15 protein-coding genes are annotated in these 17,437 nt (G+C 68.9%); 7 read left to right on the top strand and 8 right to left on the bottom strand.

Annotation, left to right across the window (positions count from 1 at the left end; translation table 11 throughout):
- Positions 1–48: 48 nt before the first annotated feature.
- From V1Y59_RS23680 to V1Y59_RS03790, 4 genes are all read right to left on the bottom strand, one after another.
- On the bottom strand, positions 49–4,341 hold the full coding sequence (locus tag V1Y59_RS23680) for an alpha-(1->3)-arabinofuranosyltransferase domain-containing protein (protein WP_431309096.1): 4,293 nt from the start codon (positions 4,339–4,341) through the stop codon (positions 49–51).
- Positions 4,342–4,430: 89 nt separating this feature from the next.
- Complete coding sequence (locus tag V1Y59_RS03800; protein WP_330431579.1) at positions 4,431–4,631, bottom strand: DUF2613 domain-containing protein; 201 nt, start codon at positions 4,629–4,631, stop codon at positions 4,431–4,433.
- Between the two features lie 44 nt (positions 4,632–4,675).
- Positions 4,676–5,164 carry a hypothetical protein gene (locus V1Y59_RS03795; protein ID WP_330503502.1) on the bottom strand — a complete coding sequence of 163 codons (489 nt, stop codon included), beginning with the start codon at positions 5,162–5,164 and terminating at the stop codon, positions 4,676–4,678.
- Between the two features lie 114 nt (positions 5,165–5,278).
- Complete coding sequence (locus tag V1Y59_RS03790; protein WP_330503501.1) at positions 5,279–5,878, bottom strand: universal stress protein; 600 nt, start codon at positions 5,876–5,878, stop codon at positions 5,279–5,281.
- A 74-nt stretch (positions 5,879–5,952) separates the two neighbouring features.
- Between V1Y59_RS03790 and V1Y59_RS03785 the strand changes: the two genes are divergently transcribed.
- From V1Y59_RS03785 to V1Y59_RS03770, 4 genes are all read left to right on the top strand, one after another.
- Positions 5,953–7,110, top strand: coding sequence for a glycoside hydrolase family 3 protein (locus V1Y59_RS03785; protein ID WP_330431729.1), 1,158 nt, complete (start codon positions 5,953–5,955; stop codon positions 7,108–7,110).
- Positions 7,111–7,200: 90 nt separating this feature from the next.
- Entirely contained in the window at positions 7,201–7,815 is a 615-nt protein-coding gene (locus tag V1Y59_RS03780) for a TetR/AcrR family transcriptional regulator (protein WP_330503500.1), read from the top strand.
- A gap of 119 nt (positions 7,816–7,934) precedes the next feature.
- A complete protein-coding gene (locus tag V1Y59_RS03775) occupies positions 7,935–8,255 on the top strand; it encodes an ArsR/SmtB family transcription factor (RefSeq protein WP_330503499.1) in 321 nt (106 codons plus the stop codon).
- 3 nt (positions 8,256–8,258) lie between these two features.
- A complete protein-coding gene (locus V1Y59_RS03770) occupies positions 8,259–8,840 on the top strand; it encodes an SRPBCC domain-containing protein (RefSeq protein ID WP_330503498.1) in 582 nt (193 codons plus the stop codon).
- Positions 8,841–8,917: 77 nt separating this feature from the next.
- Here V1Y59_RS03770 and V1Y59_RS03765 read toward each other — a convergent pair whose 3' ends face one another.
- Together V1Y59_RS03765 and V1Y59_RS03760 are read right to left on the bottom strand one after the other, a co-directional pair.
- Positions 8,918–9,805, bottom strand: a complete 888-nt coding sequence (locus tag V1Y59_RS03765; protein ID WP_330503497.1) for a MaoC family dehydratase — start codon at positions 9,803–9,805, stop codon at positions 8,918–8,920.
- Positions 9,805–11,160, bottom strand: coding sequence for a 3-oxoacyl-ACP reductase (locus V1Y59_RS03760; RefSeq protein WP_330503496.1), 1,356 nt, complete (start codon positions 11,158–11,160; stop codon positions 9,805–9,807). Before V1Y59_RS03760 ends, V1Y59_RS03765 begins: the two co-directional genes overlap by 1 nt.
- Before the next feature lie 145 nt (positions 11,161–11,305).
- On the opposite strand from V1Y59_RS03760, the gene V1Y59_RS03755 reads away from it, so the two are divergent.
- From V1Y59_RS03755 to V1Y59_RS03745, 3 genes are all read left to right on the top strand, one after another.
- Complete coding sequence (locus tag V1Y59_RS03755; RefSeq protein ID WP_330503575.1) at positions 11,306–12,601, top strand: acetyl-CoA C-acetyltransferase; 1,296 nt, start codon at positions 11,306–11,308, stop codon at positions 12,599–12,601.
- A gap of 221 nt (positions 12,602–12,822) precedes the next feature.
- On the top strand, positions 12,823–14,535 hold the full coding sequence (locus V1Y59_RS03750; protein WP_330503495.1) for a VanW family protein: 1,713 nt from the start codon (positions 12,823–12,825) through the stop codon (positions 14,533–14,535).
- Between the two features lie 317 nt (positions 14,536–14,852).
- The gene (locus V1Y59_RS03745) at positions 14,853–15,629 is read left to right on the top strand and encodes an SDR family NAD(P)-dependent oxidoreductase (protein WP_330503494.1); all 777 of its coding nucleotides are present in this window, start codon (positions 14,853–14,855) and stop codon (positions 15,627–15,629) included.
- Between the two features lie 122 nt (positions 15,630–15,751).
- On the opposite strand, the gene V1Y59_RS03740 is transcribed toward V1Y59_RS03745, so the two are convergent.
- Both V1Y59_RS03740 and V1Y59_RS03735 read right to left on the bottom strand, forming a co-directional pair.
- Complete coding sequence (locus V1Y59_RS03740; protein WP_330503493.1) at positions 15,752–16,948, bottom strand: MMPL family transporter; 1,197 nt, start codon at positions 16,946–16,948, stop codon at positions 15,752–15,754.
- Positions 16,945–17,436: an MMPL family transporter gene (locus V1Y59_RS03735; protein ID WP_330503492.1), complete on the bottom strand. Its 492-nt coding sequence runs from the start codon at positions 17,434–17,436 to the stop codon at positions 16,945–16,947. Before V1Y59_RS03735 ends, V1Y59_RS03740 begins: the two co-directional genes overlap by 4 nt.
- Between the last annotated feature and the right edge of the window lies 1 nt (position 17,437).

The raw sequence follows: 17,437 nt of genomic DNA, 5'->3' as shown, positions 1-17,437 counted from the left end.
CGTCTGGACCATCACCGTGCTGCTGACCATCGGCGTGTCCGCGGCGAGCTACGCATTCGTCGAGGAACCCGCCCGCCGCTGGCTGCGGACCCGGGAGCGGGCACGCGCCGCACGGTTCCGCAGCCACCGACGAGCGGAACCAGACTCGTCGCCCCACAGCGTCGACCACACGGTCAGCGACACGGCGATCAGCGCGGGTAACTGAACCCACCATTCGAATCCGTTGTAGCCGGTCGACGCGTGCCACGGGCCGCTCGCCAGCCCGAGCGTCGCGAGCACCATCGCGCCGAAGGCACCGACCACGATGGCTCTCGGCCGCAGCCACAACGCGACCCCGCCGAGAACCAGCGACACCGCCAGACCCCACCACCCGGTGAGCAGCCATGCCGCACCCAGCCATGAGACGGCTGCGCCTGCGGTGACCCAGCCTCGGGGTGCCGACGGACCTGCCGGGTCGTCGGCGTCGGCTGTCTCGGTCGGTCCGTCGCGCCGGGGCCACCACGCGAGCAGCAGTAGGACCGCGACCAGCGCCAAGCCGACGCCGAGCGACCAGCGGTACAGCGAGTCGAAACGGAACGTGAGGGTGACGGTTCCGGCGGTGTCGGCGGGCACCACCCATCCCTGCTGCCAGCCGTTCATCACCACTGGTTCGAGCTCCCGGCCGTCGAGGGTCGCCTCCCATCCCGGATTCGTGCTCTCCGGGACGACGAGGAACCGCTCGTCCGGCGACGCGTCCACCGGCACCCGCCGATGCGTCTCCTCCCAGGCAGTGACCTCGGCGGGGACGGACGTGCTCGTCGGTGTGGGGCCGGCACCGGCGACCGGTAAGGACACCGAGTCCACACTGAACGCGTCACCGGGGTTGACCGACAGTTCCTGCTCGCCGGCCGCAAGGGGCACCGCGTCGGGCGCACAGGGCCGGGCGATGACCGCTCGGGCGGCGCGCAGGTCACCGGCCGTGGTACGTACCGACAGTCCGATCACCTGCCCGGACACGGTCAGGCCGATGCCGGCGTCGCACCCGATCTCCACCACCCGGTCGTCGTCGGGCAGCGGCATCGGTCCCGGCAGGATCTCGACCTCGCTGATGCCGGTCGGGGCCGGCCGCGCGAAGCCGAGGCTGTTCACGTCGATGAGGTCGGCGTTCTCGGTGACCGCCAACCGGATGCGATCGGTGACCGCCGGCTCCAACTCGACGACACCGTCGCGGCCCACATCCCGGGCCTGGGTGCCGGTGCCGAGGTCGACCGTCACCCGCTGCGGCGCCGCCGGGTAGCGGTCCGGGACGACGAGACGCAGGCGTTCGACGCGTTGTGGTTCGGGCAGCCGGATGATGAGCTCCGCGTCCCGGCCGTCCTCGTCTGCGCCCGTCTCGTCGTCGCTGTCCTCGTCTCGACGTGCATCGGGTTCCGGGGCGGTCCACGTCGTGCTCGGGTTGCCGTCCACGGCGGCTCCCGCATTGCCGCGCGGGTCGTCGACCGCGGCCGGACCGTCGGCGATCACCTGGCCCGGGGTGTGCAGCAACGCCCGCAGGCCGTCGCCGGGCTCGGGTCGCAGCACCACGGTGGGGTCCACCTCGACCGGGCCGGGCACCGACAGCGCGCGCGTGAAGATTCCCGGCGTCTCTGGTGGCAGGCCCAGGCCCGGTGCGCAGCGAACGGCCGCGCCGTCGGCGACACACGCGGCGCGGCCGACGAGCTCCTGGGTCAACAGCCACCCGGACACCGGTGTCCCGGCCGACAGTTCCGGCAGCGTCACCCGGTGCCGGATGACCAGGGGCGAGCGGGTGGCGAGATCGGCGACCGACACCTCGCCGAGGGCGAACTGGTTGCCGGACGTGCCGTCGGACGTGCGGATCGCCCGGATCTGAATCCAGCTGGTGGGTCCGCTCGGCGCGGTCACGGTCACCGGTCGCCCCGGTTCCACATTCTCGGCCACCGAGCTGCCGGATTCGGTGCTGACGAGGACGGCCGAGACGTCGGCGCCGAGTGCTGGTGCGGTGGTGAGAGTGATCGCGAGATCCGAACGGGGTTCGGTGAAGTCGAGCCGCATCCACTTGCCGACGGCCGACTCGAGGCCGCTCGACACCCACGCCGTGTCCGGGTCGCCGTCGAATGCGGCGGCCGGGGAGTTCGCCGGCGAGGTCTGTCCCAACTGTGTTGCGTCCGAGGCAGATCCGGAGGTGGTCACGCGGACCTCGCCGGGCCGGTTGTCCAACAACCATTCACCGCGCACCAGTGCCTGATCCTCGACGGGATAGTCCGCCACCGCGTTCTGGGTCCGACGCGGATCGCCCGGGGCCCGGATGGCCGAGCTGTGGTCGTCGACGCGGCCGAAGTCGGTCTCGCGGTCGGTCGGGGTATCGGTGACCAGGACCCCGCTGCCGGGGCCGAGACCGGCGCGGCGGGCGTCGGCATACAGCAGCGCCGGGCCCATCGGCGGCGCGTCGGTTCGTGCTCGTTGCTCCTGGATGGCGGCGAGGGCCTCCGGGCCGCCGGCCACTCGCGGGGTGTCGGCGGCGTCGACGAGAACCGGTCCGGTACCGGGGAAGCCGGTGGCCGACCGGACCGCGTAGATCTGGATCGCCGGCATCGGCGGCCGTAACCCGTTGTCGCGCACCACGCCCGGAACACTGGCCGGTCCGATGTCGGGGCCGAACGTCGCGACCCGCTGCAGCCCGGGCGACGTGTCGAGTGCCTGTTGGGCCAGCAGCGGTCGGGCCGACCGCGATGTGTCGGGGTCGAGGTCGGCGCGCAGCACCACGTGGCCGACGCCCTGCTGCGCGAGAGTCGCGGCGAGGCCGGGGGAGCCGCGCCCGTCGGCGATGGCGCGCTGGACGGAGTCGAGGGCGCGGATCGCACCCGGCGGGGTCAGCGGGATGGCGTCGCGGACCGCCCACGGGTCGTCGGCGAGGGGCTGCAGCGGTTCGTCCCGGGTCAGTCCCCACAGCTGGTCGGCGAACGGCGCCCCGGGCACCACCAGGGCGCGTGTGGGTGCAGTCGACCCGGGTGGGTTGCTGTGCGCGGAGAGCCACTGCGCGGTGTCACGCCAATGGTCGGGGATGTCGCGGTAGGTGCCGGCGGGTGCGAGCTGGCCGGTCCACATCAGCGAACCCGCGCCGATCGCGGCGACCATCACCACGATCGCCGCCGCCACCGGCCGGGACCGCTGCGGATGGGCGAACGCCGAGGAGGTCTCGCGCCAGGGTGCGCTGCCGGGCAGCGGGACGCGGGCGAGCAGGTGCGCGACACCGAGCACAAGGGGGATGCGGACGAACGGCTCGAACTTGTGGATGTTGCGCAGGAACGCGCCGTCGCCGTCGAGGAACACCCGCACCGACTCCGCGATGGGCGATCCGAGTTCGCCCGCGAACCCGACGCACATCAGCAGCAGACCGACGGACAGTACGGTCACGAGTCGTCCCCGAGAGGGCATGTGCCGCATGCACAGTCCGGCGAGTCCTGCCGCCGCGAGCACTCCGGTCGCGAGGACCGCCGCCGGCTGGGTCACCAGCACCGCTCCGGCCACCCGCTCCGGTGAGACGAACGGCGTCCAGGAACTCGTCCCGCGCAACACCTCGGTGAGCGAGGTCCATTCGGTGGTGACGCGCGACGACTCGATGAAGTCGAGGAACGGCGGACTCACCCGGGACAGGATGAGTAGCGGGACCACCCACCAGGCACACGCCATCGTCAGGCCGAGTGCCCACCACCCGCCGAACCGCCACCACCGTCGGGTCGGCACCGACGACACGACCGGCGCGTGTAGCAGCCACCACAGCACCGCGACACCGAGGGCGGCGAGGGTGGCGACCGCGTTGACCGCACCCATCAGCGCGACCGCGGCCGCCGACTGCAGGGCGGGACGCCACAGCGGGCCGTCGGTGCGGTCGAGGACCCGGATGAGTGGCACCAGCACCCACGGCGCCAGCACCATCGGCAGCGTCTCCGACGAGATCGACCCGATCGTGGTCAGTACCCGCGGACTCAGGACGAAGATGACACCGGCGAGAATCCGAGAACCCCGCGAACCGATCCGCATCGCCTCCGCGAGCCGCACGATGCCGACGAAGCCGACCACGAGCAGCAACGCCCACCACAGTCGTTGCACCACCCACGGCGGCAGGTGCAGCAGATCCCCGACGGCGAAGAACCCGCCGTGCGGGAAGAAATAGCCGTAGGCCTGGTTCTGCACCTGGCCCAGCGGGGCGTTCGGCGTCCACAGATGGGCGGCGCGGGCGAGGAAGCCGACGGGGTCGGCGGTCAGGTCGAGTTTGGTGTCGGCCGAGATCCGGCCGGGGGACTGCAGGAACGAGACGATCAGGGCGACGAGGGCCGCGATGGCGACGCCGCGACGCGACAGCTTTCCGTCCTGCTGGGATGTGTCCGGCGACGCCGGTGTGTGCGGCGTCAGGACCGACCGCCCGAAGGTCAGTTGTCGGACCCGGTATCGCCGCGCGTGCCGTAGTCGACCGACCCCTGCACGAACCCGCTGTCGGGGCTCACGCTGTTCACGTCCGTCGACGGGCTCGTCTCGGTGGACAGGAATCCACCGAGGAACACGGCCCCGAGACCCACCAGGATGCCGGCGACTCCGGCCACGGCTCCGGCGACGAGGCGGTTGTTGGTCATGGCGACGAAACTACCATCGACCTCGCCGGGCCCCGCCCCTCCACTCAGCGAACCACGATCGTTCCACTGCACGGGATCGACGGGATGGACCACAGCGCGTTGCTGTTCGTCGCACTGAGGGTGACGTTGACGTTGCCGCGGCCGATGGCATTGGTCGGGATCACGAAGTCGTGCACACCCTGATACGGCGGTCGCACCTGCTCCGTCGATCGCAGGACTCCGCGCTTGTTGGTGCGGGTGTTGTGCCAGTCCAGGCGGGCATCGGACCGGTAGCCGACGAACAGCCAGTAGCTGGGGAAGTCGACGCTGATGTAGGTCTGGCCGGCGTACTGGGCCACGATCGCGCGGCGCGGCCAGAACGGGATGTCGACGATGTTCGGACTGAGGCCGACGCAACCGTTCAGGGCGTGTTCGGTCGCTGCGTTGGCCTCGCCTGCGGTGGCGGTGGACAGTCCGACGATGCCGGCACTGGTGACGGCGATCGCGGCGGCGGTGGCGGCGACCCGGGTACGGAGTGAATGGCGACGTGGCATGGTTCCTCGATCGGCTGGCGTGTGTGGTGCCTTCATGGGGTTAAGCGCGTGCGGAACCTGATCTGTTAGCCAGGCCACGATTTGTGATCACGTCGTGACCCGCGACAGTGACGGCTAGAGCGTCACCGGCGGCTGCTTCTCGCATTGCGCCGGGACGATGAACACCGGCCGATGGCAGTGCTTCAGGACGCGTTCGGCGACGCTGGATCGCAGCAACGCCTTGAGGCCCGACGAACCGCGGGTCCCGGTGACCAACAGATCCACCGAGAGCGCATCGGCGGCGGCGACCAGCGCGCCCCACACCGTCGACTCGACCTCGACGAGGGAACCCTTGGCCGACAGGCCCGCCTCGGTGGCGAGGTCGACGCCGCGGTGGTTGATGTTCTCCGCCTCCTGCTCGAGGGCTTCGTCGACACCGACCTCGAGACGGGTGTCGATGAACGGCTGCATGCCGCCGGACAGTGTGGACAGCCTTGTCGGCGACAGCTCGCCCGGCTGCCAGGCGGTCACCACGTGTGCGGTCTCGGCGCGCAGGAATCGACCGGCATAACGGATGGCGCGGTCGGCGTTGTCGGAGCCGTCGTAGGCGATCATCAGGGTCTGGCGGGCACTCTGATCGCGGCCGCCGCTTTCCGGGGCGGCCGGTGCGGTGGCAGCCGGTCCCGAGTCGGCAGAAGCCGAGTCGGCGGCGCTCGGGCTGGACCCCACGTCCATTGCCCCAGGTTACATGCCAGACTCGTCACATGGGCTCAACCAGGCGAGGATCCGGTGTGCGGGGCGTGTTGTCGATGTTCGTGGTCGCGGCCGTCGCGCTCGCCGCGGTGGGCTGTGCGAGCAGCGAATCGGCCGACCCGCCCAGCGCCACATCGGTCTACAGCAGCGCCGCGTCGTCGCCGAGTTCGTCGGCGGTGGCTTCTGCCGTCCCGGTCGCCGCGTGCGGGGATACGCAACTCGAACGGATGACGTTGCGGCAGAAGCTCGCTCAGTTGATCGTGGTCGGTGTGACCGGAGCCGCCGACGCCCAGGCGATCGTCGAGTCCGAGCAGATCGGCGGCATCTTCGTCGGCAGCTGGACCGACAAGTCGATCCTCACCAGCGGTGCGGCATCGCGGATCTCGCAGAACAGCCCGATCCCGTTGATGGTGACGGTCGACCAGGAGGGCGGCCGGGTCTCGCGGCTGTCCGGGATCGGCATCGACAGCCCGTCGGCGCGAGTTCTCGCGCAGACGCAGACCCCGGCGCAGGTCCGGGAACTGGCGGCGTCGACCGGGCGGCAACTCCGTGAGCTGGGTGTCACCGTCGACTTCGCGCCGGTCGTCGACGTGAGCAACGAGTCCGACAACGAGGTGATCGGCGACCGATCGTTCAGCAACGACCCGGCCGTGGTGACCGAATACGCGTCGGCCTACGCGGAGGGCCTCGCGTCGGCGGGGATCACCCCGGTGTTCAAACACTTCCCGGGCCACGGCCACGCCTCCGGCGACTCCCATCTGGGTGTGGTCGTGACACCGCCGCTGTCGACGCTGGAGAACAGTGACCTGGTGCCGTACCGCACGCTCCTGCAGGACCCGGGGCCCGCGGCGGTGATGGTCGGCCACCTGATCGTCCCCGGACTGACCGGCCCGGAGACACCGGCGAGCATCAGCCCGCAGGCGATCGGCATGCTGCGCACGGGCCGCGGATACGGCGGACCGCCGTTCAACGGCGTGGTGTTCTCCGACGACCTTTCCGGCATGGCCGCGATCAGCGCCCGCTACCCGATCGAGCAGGCGGCGCCGATGGCGATCCGCGCCGGCTCCGACATCGCGCTGTGGCTCTCCACGGATCGCGTGACGTCGGTGCTGGACGCCCTCGAACAGGAGGTCGCGGCGAACCGCCTCACCGAGCAGCGGGTGGACCGGTCGGTGGTGCGGATTCTGCGGTCGAAGGGTGTGCTGACGTGCTGAGTTCCGCGATGCCTCCCGCCACTGAACTTACCCCTGGGTAAGATGGTCCGAACGTCTAGTGCGTGAACGACCAGTGGTGGAGGAGTGACGATGGCCGGAGGTACCAAGCGGCTGCCTCGTGCGGTACGAGAACAGCAGATGCTCGATGCGGCCGTCAAGGTGTTCTCGGAGAACGGCTACCGCGAGGCGTCGATGGACTCCATCGCCGCCGAGGCGGAGATCAGCAAACCGATGCTGTATCTCTACTACGGCTCCAAGGACGAACTGTTCAGCGCGTGCATCGAACGTGAGTCGACCCGCTTCATCGAGGCGATGAGCGTCGGCTTCGACCCGTCGCTGCGACAACGTGACCAGGCCCGCACCGTCGTCAAGGAGTTCCTGCGCTTCGTCGACGAGCACCGGCAGTCGTGGAAGGTGCTCTACCGCGTTGCTGTCGGCACGCAGACCTTCTCGCATTTCGTCTCCGACAGCCGCAAGCGCGTCACCGAGATGGTCACCGAACTCATCCGGGCCGGCACCACCGTCGAGGGTGCCCGCGACATCGACTTCGAACTCACCGCCGTCGCCCTCGTCGGTGCCGGCGAGGCCGTTGCCGATCGCATCACCGAGGGCGACGTCGACCTCGAGACCGCCACCGACCTGCTTGTCGGTATCACCTGGCGTGGTCTGAAGGGGGTCGGGACGGCGGACGTCGTCGGCGACTGAGGGTTCCCCCCGCTGGCTGAGGAGCGGCGACGAAGGAGCCGCGTCACGAAGCCCGCCGTAAACCTCCAACCGCCCTATATGCCTTGACCGGCATATGCCAACTATGGCATGTTGGCTGCATGGTCGACCGAGACGTTTTCACGGCAATCGGGGAGCCGACCCGACGGCGCATCCTCGATCAGTTGCGCAGCCGGGAGTGTCTGGTCGGTGAACTCGTCGAGTCGTTGGGCATCTCGCAACCCAATGTGTCCAAACATCTTCGGGTGCTGGACCAGGCGGCGTTGGTGAGAGTCCGCATCGACGGGCCCCGGCGATACTACGCACTCGACGACCACGGGCTGCGTGACCTCGATGCGTGGCTTGCGCCGTTCCGGGAGATCTGGGCCGACCGGCTCGACGCGCTGGAGCAGCACCTGGATGAGACCAACAAGGAGGACTGAGGCATGGACCAGAAGGCGACCGACCGATTCGGCACTGTCGTACGCGATGGCGACAGGCTGGCCTTGAGATACGAACGGCACCTGGCGCATTCGCCGGAGAAAGTCTGGAGCGCGCTAACCGAGTCGGACAGCTTGCGGCACTGGTTTCCCGCCGACATCGTCGGGGAGCGCGCCCGTGGCGCGTCGGTGAAGCTGCCGTTCTGGCCCGACGGGGCGGCGGAGAGTCAGGCGATGATGGAGGACGCCGGCGTCGACACGTCGGGTTTCGATTTCGACGAAGTGCTGCCCGGCGAGATCCGTGAGTTCGACCCGCCGAAGGTTTTCGAACTGGTCTGGGGCAACCCGCAAGGCCAGGCGGACGTGCTGCGATTCGAACTCGAACCGACCGCCGACGGCACGCGGCTGGTGTTCACCACCTGGCCGGGCGAGCCGGGACCGATGGGTCACGCCGGGACCGCGGCCGGATGGCACGCCTGCCTGGACGCCCTGCAGAGTCTCGTGGACACCGGGGCCGTCGACGAGGACAGCCAGGACGTCGTGAGGCTCCGCGACCACTACGCGTCGCTGCTCGCGGAGCCGTCATAGTTCGTCCCCCAGGTCTTGCTTCCCTCCCCAGCTGCAGCAGTAGGACGAAGCGATATCTGGGGGACGAACCGTGACGGTCACGTGCCGCGCGTCGTCGCCGTCAGATGCGGCGCGCCCTTGCGACGATCCAGCACCGAGATGTCGAAGTTGCCGTTCCCGTCGATGCGCCGCGAGTACAGATTCACCCTGGCGGGCAACAGGATCGGTTTGCCGAAGCGCACCGTGTAGGTGACCTCGTCGGGAAGCTGTGCCTCCACGTTGGCGACCGCGGCTGCGGCACTCCACATTCCGTGCGCGATGGCCTTCGGGAAGCCGAATGCCTTCGCGGTCAGGTTACCCATGTGGATCGGGTTGCGGTCACCGGACGCCTCGGCGTACTGGCGGATGCGACCGAGGTCCACCGACAGGATCGAATCCGGCGGCGGGGGAGCGTACTGCTTGGGCTCCGGACCGCGCGGCTCGTCGGACAGGCTGGTGCGCTGCTGCTTGAGGAATGTCGCGGTCTGTGTGGTCACCAACTCCGAGCCGACGCTGATCTGCGAGATCATGTCAATCAGCAGCCCTTTGCGGTGTTCGCGCAGGTTCTCCGCGTGCGTCTCGATGGTCAGCGGTTCGTCGACGCCGATCGGACGAACCCGATGAATCGAGTTCTCCAGATGCACCGAACCGACTGCGCCGAAAGGGAAGTCGCCGTCGGTCATCACCTTCATGGCCAGGGGGAACTGCAGCACGAACGGGTACGTCAGCGGCAATGTCGAACCGAACCGCTGACCGGTGACGCGTGTGTAGGCGTGCAGCTTGTCGGGGTCGACGCGGACGTTCTCCATCCGGTAGCTGCGGTCAGGGATCACGGCGTCGGCCCGCACCTTGGCGGGCTTGCCGATCACCGGCAGCATCGCGCCGACGGCCTTCGAGTAGACCTCAGCGGTTCCGGGTGCGCTGGGCAGCGTGATCGTCTTGGTCATCACGCACCCAGGAATCCCTGGCCGCAGACGCGAACGACGTTGCCGGTGATGGCGCTCGACGCCGGATTGGCGAAGTACGCAACGGTTTCGGCGACGTCGACGGTCTGCCCGCCCTGCTGCAGCGAACTCATCAGGCGACCGGCCTCACGGGTGGCCAGGGGGATCGCGGCGGTCATCTTGGTTTCGATGAAACCGGGTGCGACCGCGTTGATGGTGATGCCCTTCTCGGCGAGGATCGGTGCGTAGGTGTCGACGAGGCCGATGACACCGGCCTTGGATGCGCCGTAGTTCGTCTGGCCGCGGTTGCCTGCGATACCGGCGATCGACGACACGTCGACCACGGCGCCGCCCTCTTTGAGGGCGCCCTTTTCGAGCAGGCCGTTGACGAGTTGCTGCGGCGCGATCAGGTTGACCGCGATCACCGAATCCCAGCGTGCCGCATCCATGTTGGCGAGCAACTTGTCGCGGGTGATGCCGGCGTTGTTGACGATGATGTCGATGCCGCCGTGGCGTTCGAGCGCATGCTCGGCCAGCTTCGCACCGGCGTCGTCGGCGCTGACGTCGAGCGGGAACGCGGTGCCCTTCACCTTGTTGGCGGTCTCGGTGAGCGCCTCGCCGGCGGCCGGGATGTCGGCCCAGATCACGTGGGCGCCGTCGCGGGCCAACACCTCGGCGATGGTGGCGCCGATGCCGCGGGCCGCACCGGTCACCACGGCGACCTTGTCCTCGAGCGGGCGATCCCAGTCCTTCGGTGCGGTCGCGTCGGCGTCGCCCACCCGGATCACCTGGGCGTCGACGAACGCCGACTTCGCCGACAGCACGAACCGGACGGTCGACTCGAGGCCGGTGAGTCCGGTCTTGGCGTCGGGGGAGACGTAGACGAGCTGGACGGTCGCGCCCTTCTGCAGTTCCTTGCCGACCGACCGGGTGAAGCCCTCGAGTGCGCGCTGAGCGACGTGCTCGTTCGGCTCGGACACCAGCTCGGGTGTGGTGCCGAGGACCAGCAGGCGCGCGCTCGGCGCCAGTGAGCGCATCTGGGGCTGGAAGAACTCGAACAGCTGGCGCAGTTCACCCGGCGACGTGATGCCGGTGGCGTCGAAGACCAGCGCACCGTACTTGTCGGCGCCGCGGCCGGTGGTGGCGTTCTGGATCAGGGTGTAGTCAGGAGCCGAGAGCATCTCGCGCAGTGGCTCGACCAGACGGCCCGACCCGCCGAGCAGTACCGGCCCGGGCAGCGGCGGCTCGGACGGCTTGTAGCGGCGCAGCGTCGGCGGAACGGGGAGACCCGCCTGCTTCGCGATGAACGCGCCGGGTCCGGAATGAACGATGTTCGAGTACAGGCCAGTGGCTGCCACGGGAGATCTCCTCAGTCTTGTCGGCAGGTCGGATCGGTCGCGAGAGCTGTGCGATGACGCTCACCACGAGCGACGTTCGACAACTAACTTACTCATGAGTAAGAATACTGTACAGACATCGGACTACACCCCCTGGGAGATCCAAGTGGCTCAGACACCCAAGACCCGCACCCAGCGCCCGGTCGCGATCCTCGGCGGCAACCGGATCCCGTTCGCCCGCCAGGACAAGGCCTACGCCAAGGTCAGCAATCAGGAGATGTTCACCGCCGCCCTCGACGGCCTCGTCAGTCGCTACAACCTCCAGGGTGAACGGCTCGGCATGGTCGCGGGCGGCGCGGTGCTCAAACACTCCCGTGATTTCAATCTCATCCGCGAATGCGTGCTCGGCTCGGCGCTGTCGCCCTACACCCCGGCGTTCGACATCCAGCAGGCCTGCGGCACCGGCCTGCAGGCGATCGTGGCCGTCGCCGATGGCATCGCGTCCGGCCGCTATGACGTCGCCGTCGGTGGCGGCGTGGACACCACCTCCGACGCCCCGATCGGCGTCTCGGAGTCGATGCGCCGGCAGATGCTCGAGGTCAACCGCGCCCGCAGCACCAAGGACCAGCTGCTCGCCGCCATGAAGCTGCTGCCGAAGCTCGGTATCGAGATCCCGCGCAACGGCGAGCCCCGCACCGGCATGTCGATGGGTGAGCACGCCGCCATCACCGCCAAGGAGTTCGGCATCAAGCGGGCCGACCAGGACGCACTGGCCGCCGCCAGCCACCAGAACATGGCCGCCGCCTACGACGCCGGGTTCTTTGACGACCTGATCACCCCGTTCCTCGGCCTGACGCGCGACCAGAACCTGCGCGGCGACTCGACGGTGGAGAAGTTGGCCAAGCTCAAGCCGGCGTTCGGCGTCTCCCTCGGCGACGCCACGATGACCGCGGGCAATTCCACCCCGCTCACCGACGGCGCGTCGACGGTGCTCCTCGGCACCGACGAGTGGGCCGACGCCAAGGGGCTGCCGGTGCAGGCCTACCTCGTCGACAGCGAGACCGCCGCCGTCGACTACGTCAACGGACCGGACGGCCTGCTGATGGCCCCCACCTACGCGGTGCCGCGGCTGCTCGAACGCAACGGTCTGACCCTGCAGGACTTCGACTTCTACGAGATCCACGAGGCCTTCGCCTCGGTCGTGCTGGCCACGCTGGCCGCATGGGAGTCCGAGGAGTACTGCAAGGAACGCCTGGGCCTCGACAACGCGCTCGGCTCCATCGACCGGGCCAAGCTCAACGTGCACGGATCATCGCTGGCCGCCGGACACCCGTTCGCCGCGACGGGCGGGCGCATCGTCGCGCAGGCGGCGAAGACCATCCGGGAGAACGGTGGCGGTCGTGCACTGATCTCGATCTGTGCGGCCGGCGGCCAGGGCGTCACCGCCATCGTCGAGGGCTGACCCGCTCTACTGTGACCGGATCGTCGCATCCGCAACGATCGGGTCACACTCATTGCTGAATTTCTCGCGGAAAGATGTAACGCGGAGAGAAGTAGCGTAGATATACGAGTAGCTCCGGCTGAGCTGCCAGACCCCCGACCCGGCAGCTCGGTCGGGGCGCCTACTTGTGTGGGGTGCCCCACAGCCGCCTGCTGGTCGGGCGCACTCATCATCGTTTCCTTATGGTTGTCTCCGTGAACTCAAACCCCGCCGTCCGTGCGGTGGTGCGTGTCTTCGTCGGGGTGACCGCTGTTCTCGGGGTGGTCTTGGCGACCGATCTCGTGCTCACCGAGGACGCGACCGCGCGCGGTGCCGTCGTCGCGGGCATCCCGGCAGGCAATCTCGACCCGTATTCGGCGCAGGCCGTCGTCGACGACCTGTCCGTGCGCGCCGCCCAGCCGGTCGAGCTGCGGACCGAATCCGGCTCGGCCACGGTCGCGGCCGTCGACCTCGGACTGCACTTCGACCCGGATGCGACGAAGGCGCAGCTCTTGGAGCAGCCTCGTAACCCGCTGACACGGCTACTGGCCATCCTCGGCCGGACCCACACCGTCGATCCGGTCGTCACCGTCGACCGCGCAACGTTCGATGCCACCCTCGATGAACTGCGGCCCACGCTCGAGAAGGCCGCCGTCGAAGGTGGCGTCCACTATGACGTCTCGGGCGACGTCGCGACGCCCGTCGCCGACCTCCCGGCCGCAGGCAAGCGGGTGGCCCGCGATGCGGCGGTCACGACCCTGTCACGCCACTGGCTCGACGCCGAGCCCGTGGACCTGCCCCTCGAGGACTTCGATCCGTCGGTGTCGGCCGAGGTGGTGCAGGAAACCGTCGTCGGCGTCGCGACCCGTGCGGTGGCCGCACCAGTCACCCTCGAGGGCGCCGACGACACGTCGGTCCGGGTCACGCCCGCGGAGCTTGGCACCATCCTGTCGTTCGTCGCCGACGGCCGGGGCGGCCTGCAGCCCGAGATCGACACCGAAGCGGGCGTGGAGTTGCTGGGACCCGAGCTGGTCGAGACCGAACGCAAGCCGGTCGACGCCACCTTCACGATGAGCAGCGGCAGCCCGACCGTCGTACCGTCCCGTGACGGTCGGCGGATCGACTGGGACAAGACGTTCGCCTCCACCGCGGCCACTGTGACCGGTGCCGATGCGTCGGACGTCCGCGTCGTCGAGGTCGCCTACGACCCGATCCGGCCCAAGCTGACCACGGTGCAGGCACGCAAGCTCGGTGTGCGTGAGGTGGTCAGCGAGTTCACCACCTCCGGGTTCTCGAGTGCGTCCGGGGAGAACATCCGTCTCGTCGCCGCCGAGGTCGACGGCGCCCTGGTGAAGCCGGGGGCGAAGTTCTCGCTGAACGGCTATACCGGTCCGCGGGGCACGGCGCAGGGATACGTGACGTCGACGATCATCGACGACGGCCACGCCGACAAGGCGGTGGGCGGCGGCATCTCGCAGTTCGCGACCACGCTCTACAACGCCGCCTACTTCGCCGGGCTCGAGGACGTCGCGCACACCGAGCACAGCTACTACATTTCGCGATATCCCGAAGCCCGCGAGGCGACGGTCTTCGAAGGTGCCATCGACCTGGTGTTCCGCAACAACACGAAGCACGGCGTCTACATCGACACCGGGTGGTCGCCGTCGGGCATCACCGTCCGGCTGTGGAGCACGAAGACCGTCGAGGTGCAGTCGATCACCGGTGAGCGCCACTCCTACACCGATCCGCCGTCGCTGAAGCTGCCGAAGGGCGACAACTGTATCGCCTCGACCGGCAGCCGCGGCTTCACCACCTCGGACACCCGCATCATCACCGACGCGGGCAGCGGCGCCGAGATCAGTCGCAACACGCGGACCGTGAAGTACGACCCGGCGCCCAACGTCGCCTGCGTGTGATGGCACCTGATCCCTGAGGAGGCCCGGAGCTGCGGAGGGCGGTCAGCACCTGATCCCTGAGGAGGCCCGGAGCCTGCGGAGGGCCGTCTCGAAGGGCTGCCCTTCGTGACACTCGGCTAGCGCCTCGTTCCTCAGGGGTCGGGGGATTCTCAGCTACCGGAGCTTGCGGAGGCGTCACCACCCGATCCCTGAGGAGGCCCGGAGCCTGCGGAGGGCCGTCAGCACCTGATCCCTGAGGAGGCCCGGAGCCTGCGGAGGGCCGTCTCGAAGGGCGCCCCTCTAGACCGAGCGATGTAACGCTCGATAGGCTCCGCAACGTGGATATCAACGGAGCAAGTGCAATTGTCACGGGCGGCGCATCGGGTATCGGTGCGGCGTCGGTTCGTCAGCTGGCCGCCAAGGGCGCCCGCGTCGTCGTCGCCGACCTGCAGGTCGACAAGGGCGAAGAACTGGCCAAGGAGGTGGGCGGCGTGTTCGTGCGCGTCGATGTCACCGACACGGCGCAGATCGAGGAGGCCGTCACCAAGGCGGCCGAGCTCGGCCCGCTGCGTGCCGTGGTGAACTCGGCCGGCATCGGCTGGGCCCAGCGCACCGTCGGCAAGGACGGCGAGTTCTCGTCGGCGCACGACCTGGACGCGTACAAGAAGGTCATCGCGATCAACCTGATCGGCACCTTCGACATGGTGCGTCTGGCCGCGACCGCGATGAGCCGCAACGAGCCGCTGGAGTCGGGTGAGCGCGGTGCCATCGTCAACATGGCCTCGGTCGCCGCGTTCGACGGCCAGATCGGCCAGGCGTCCTACTCGTCGTCCAAGGGTGGCGTCGTCGGCATGACCCTGCCGGTGGCCCGCGACCTCGCCGCGGTCGGCGTCCGCGTCAACACCATCGCCCCCGGTCTCATCGACACCCCGATCTACGGCGAGGGTGAGGCCGCTGAGGCCTTCAAGGCGAAGCTCGGCGAGTCCGTGCTGTTCCCGAAGCGCCTCGGTGCACCCGACGAACTCGCGTCGATGGTCGTCGAGCTGGTCACCAACTCCTACATGAACGCCGAGGTCATCCGCGTCGACGGCGGCATCCGGATGCCACCGAAGTAGGGCTGCGACACACACTCACGCTCACCCGTTCGGCGCGCGCGCACGTCGAGACGTGCGCGGTTGCCGAGCGGGTGCGCGTTGTTTCCGGGGTCGCGGCCACGAGATCCCGGTTCGCACCGAGTTCACCCCGTCCGTTGCTGCTCGCCGGTATCAGCCGGCGTCGACGGCCGCGTCGGCCACCAGAATGCGCGGCGCTGGATCACCGACAACGCCGGCACCAGCATCGGCGCCATCACACATGACGCCAGCACGACCCCGATCGCCACACCGGCGCCCAGTTCCTCGAGGTTTCTCAGGCCGGTCAGGGTGAGGGAGGCGAAGGTCAGTGCCAGGATCACCCCCGCGGCCGCGGCGGTCGGTCCGTTCTTGGTGATCGCCAGTCGTGCCGCCTCGCGTGGAGCGGCGCCGGCGACGAAAGTCTCCCGCACCCGTTCGGCCATCAGGATGTTGTAGTCGGTGCCGATCGCGACGACGAACAGATACAGAACGATCGGCGTCGAGAAGTCGATTCCGGCGTAGCCGAGGAGATGTTGGAAGACGATCACCAGGGCCCCGAGCGTGGCGCCGAACGTGACGAAGACGCTGACGATCAGATTGACCGGCGCCAGCACCGCCAGGAGTAGTGCCCCCAGGATGACCCACACGATCACCACAGCCACCGGGAAGACGTGGCGCATGTCGGAGTGGAGTTGGGACCGCACGTCGGCGAGGGTGGCCGTCTGCCCGCCGACGGCCACCCTCGCCCCGGGGACCGCCTGGTGAGCGACCGGTCGGACGTTGTCGTCGATGGTGTCCAGCGATTGTGTCGCGAACGGTGAGTCGGCGAGCACCACGTTCACCACTGCCGCGGTGCCATCCGAGCTGACACGAGGTGGTGTGACCGCTGCTACGCCATCGACCTGGCTGAGATCGGTGGTGAGCGTTGACAATTCGTTCTGCGGGATGGGGCCGTCGGCCTGGACGTAGACCTGCGTGGGACTCAGTTCACCCGGCGGCAAGGAGGCGGCCAGCGTGTCGAACGCCTGCTGCGACGGTGTGTCCGAGGGCATCTCGCCCAGGGTGTCGTAGGTCGCTTTGTAACCGGAGCCGAACACCGCGAGGACGATCAGCAGCACGCCGATCGCGGTCGCGGTGATCACCGGTCGACGGGCGACGCCACGGCCGATCCCGGCGAACATCGAACGGTCGCGTTCATGCCCAGGGCCGAACGGCCAGAACATGACCTTGGACAGGATCGCGATGACGGCGGGGATGAGCGTCAGCGCGGTGATCAGCATGATCGCCACGGCGATGATCAATCCGGGTGCCAGCGAGTTCAACGAGCCGAGGCGGGCGAAGAACAGCGCGGCGAAGGCTCCGATGAGGCATCGCGCACCGCGGGTACGGCGTCGTCCACCTGGGGTTCACCGGGTTGACCGTCGAACGCGATCTGGATCGCCACGACCTTGTCGTCGGGTGCGATCGATTGCTGTCCGGCCGAGACGGTGGTGACCCCGGCAATCCTGTCGTTCTGCAGAGTCGTCGCCAATCCCAGCGCCGTCTGCTGATCGGCGGGGGTCAGCTGGTTGCCGTCGGCCCGCGAGACGACAAGCGTGCCGGTGGCTCCCGAGGTCGCCGGGAACTCCGCGTCACCGATGCTCTGCGCGGCGACTGATTCGAACGAGGAAGGAAGGAAGTCCTGCTGGTTGCCGGTCGTGTGGTCGGAAAGGTTGGGCGCGAACAGGATGACAGCAAGTGCGGCGACCACCCATACGCCGACCACGCGCGACGGGTGTGAGGTGACGACACGGGCGAGTGCAGCGAACATC

Origin of the sequence: Gordonia prachuapensis, from assembly GCF_036350515.1 — a bacterium.
Classification (GTDB): domain Bacteria; phylum Actinomycetota; class Actinomycetes; order Mycobacteriales; family Mycobacteriaceae; genus Gordonia; species Gordonia prachuapensis.
This window is presented reverse-complemented; position numbering and strand designations above follow the sequence as displayed.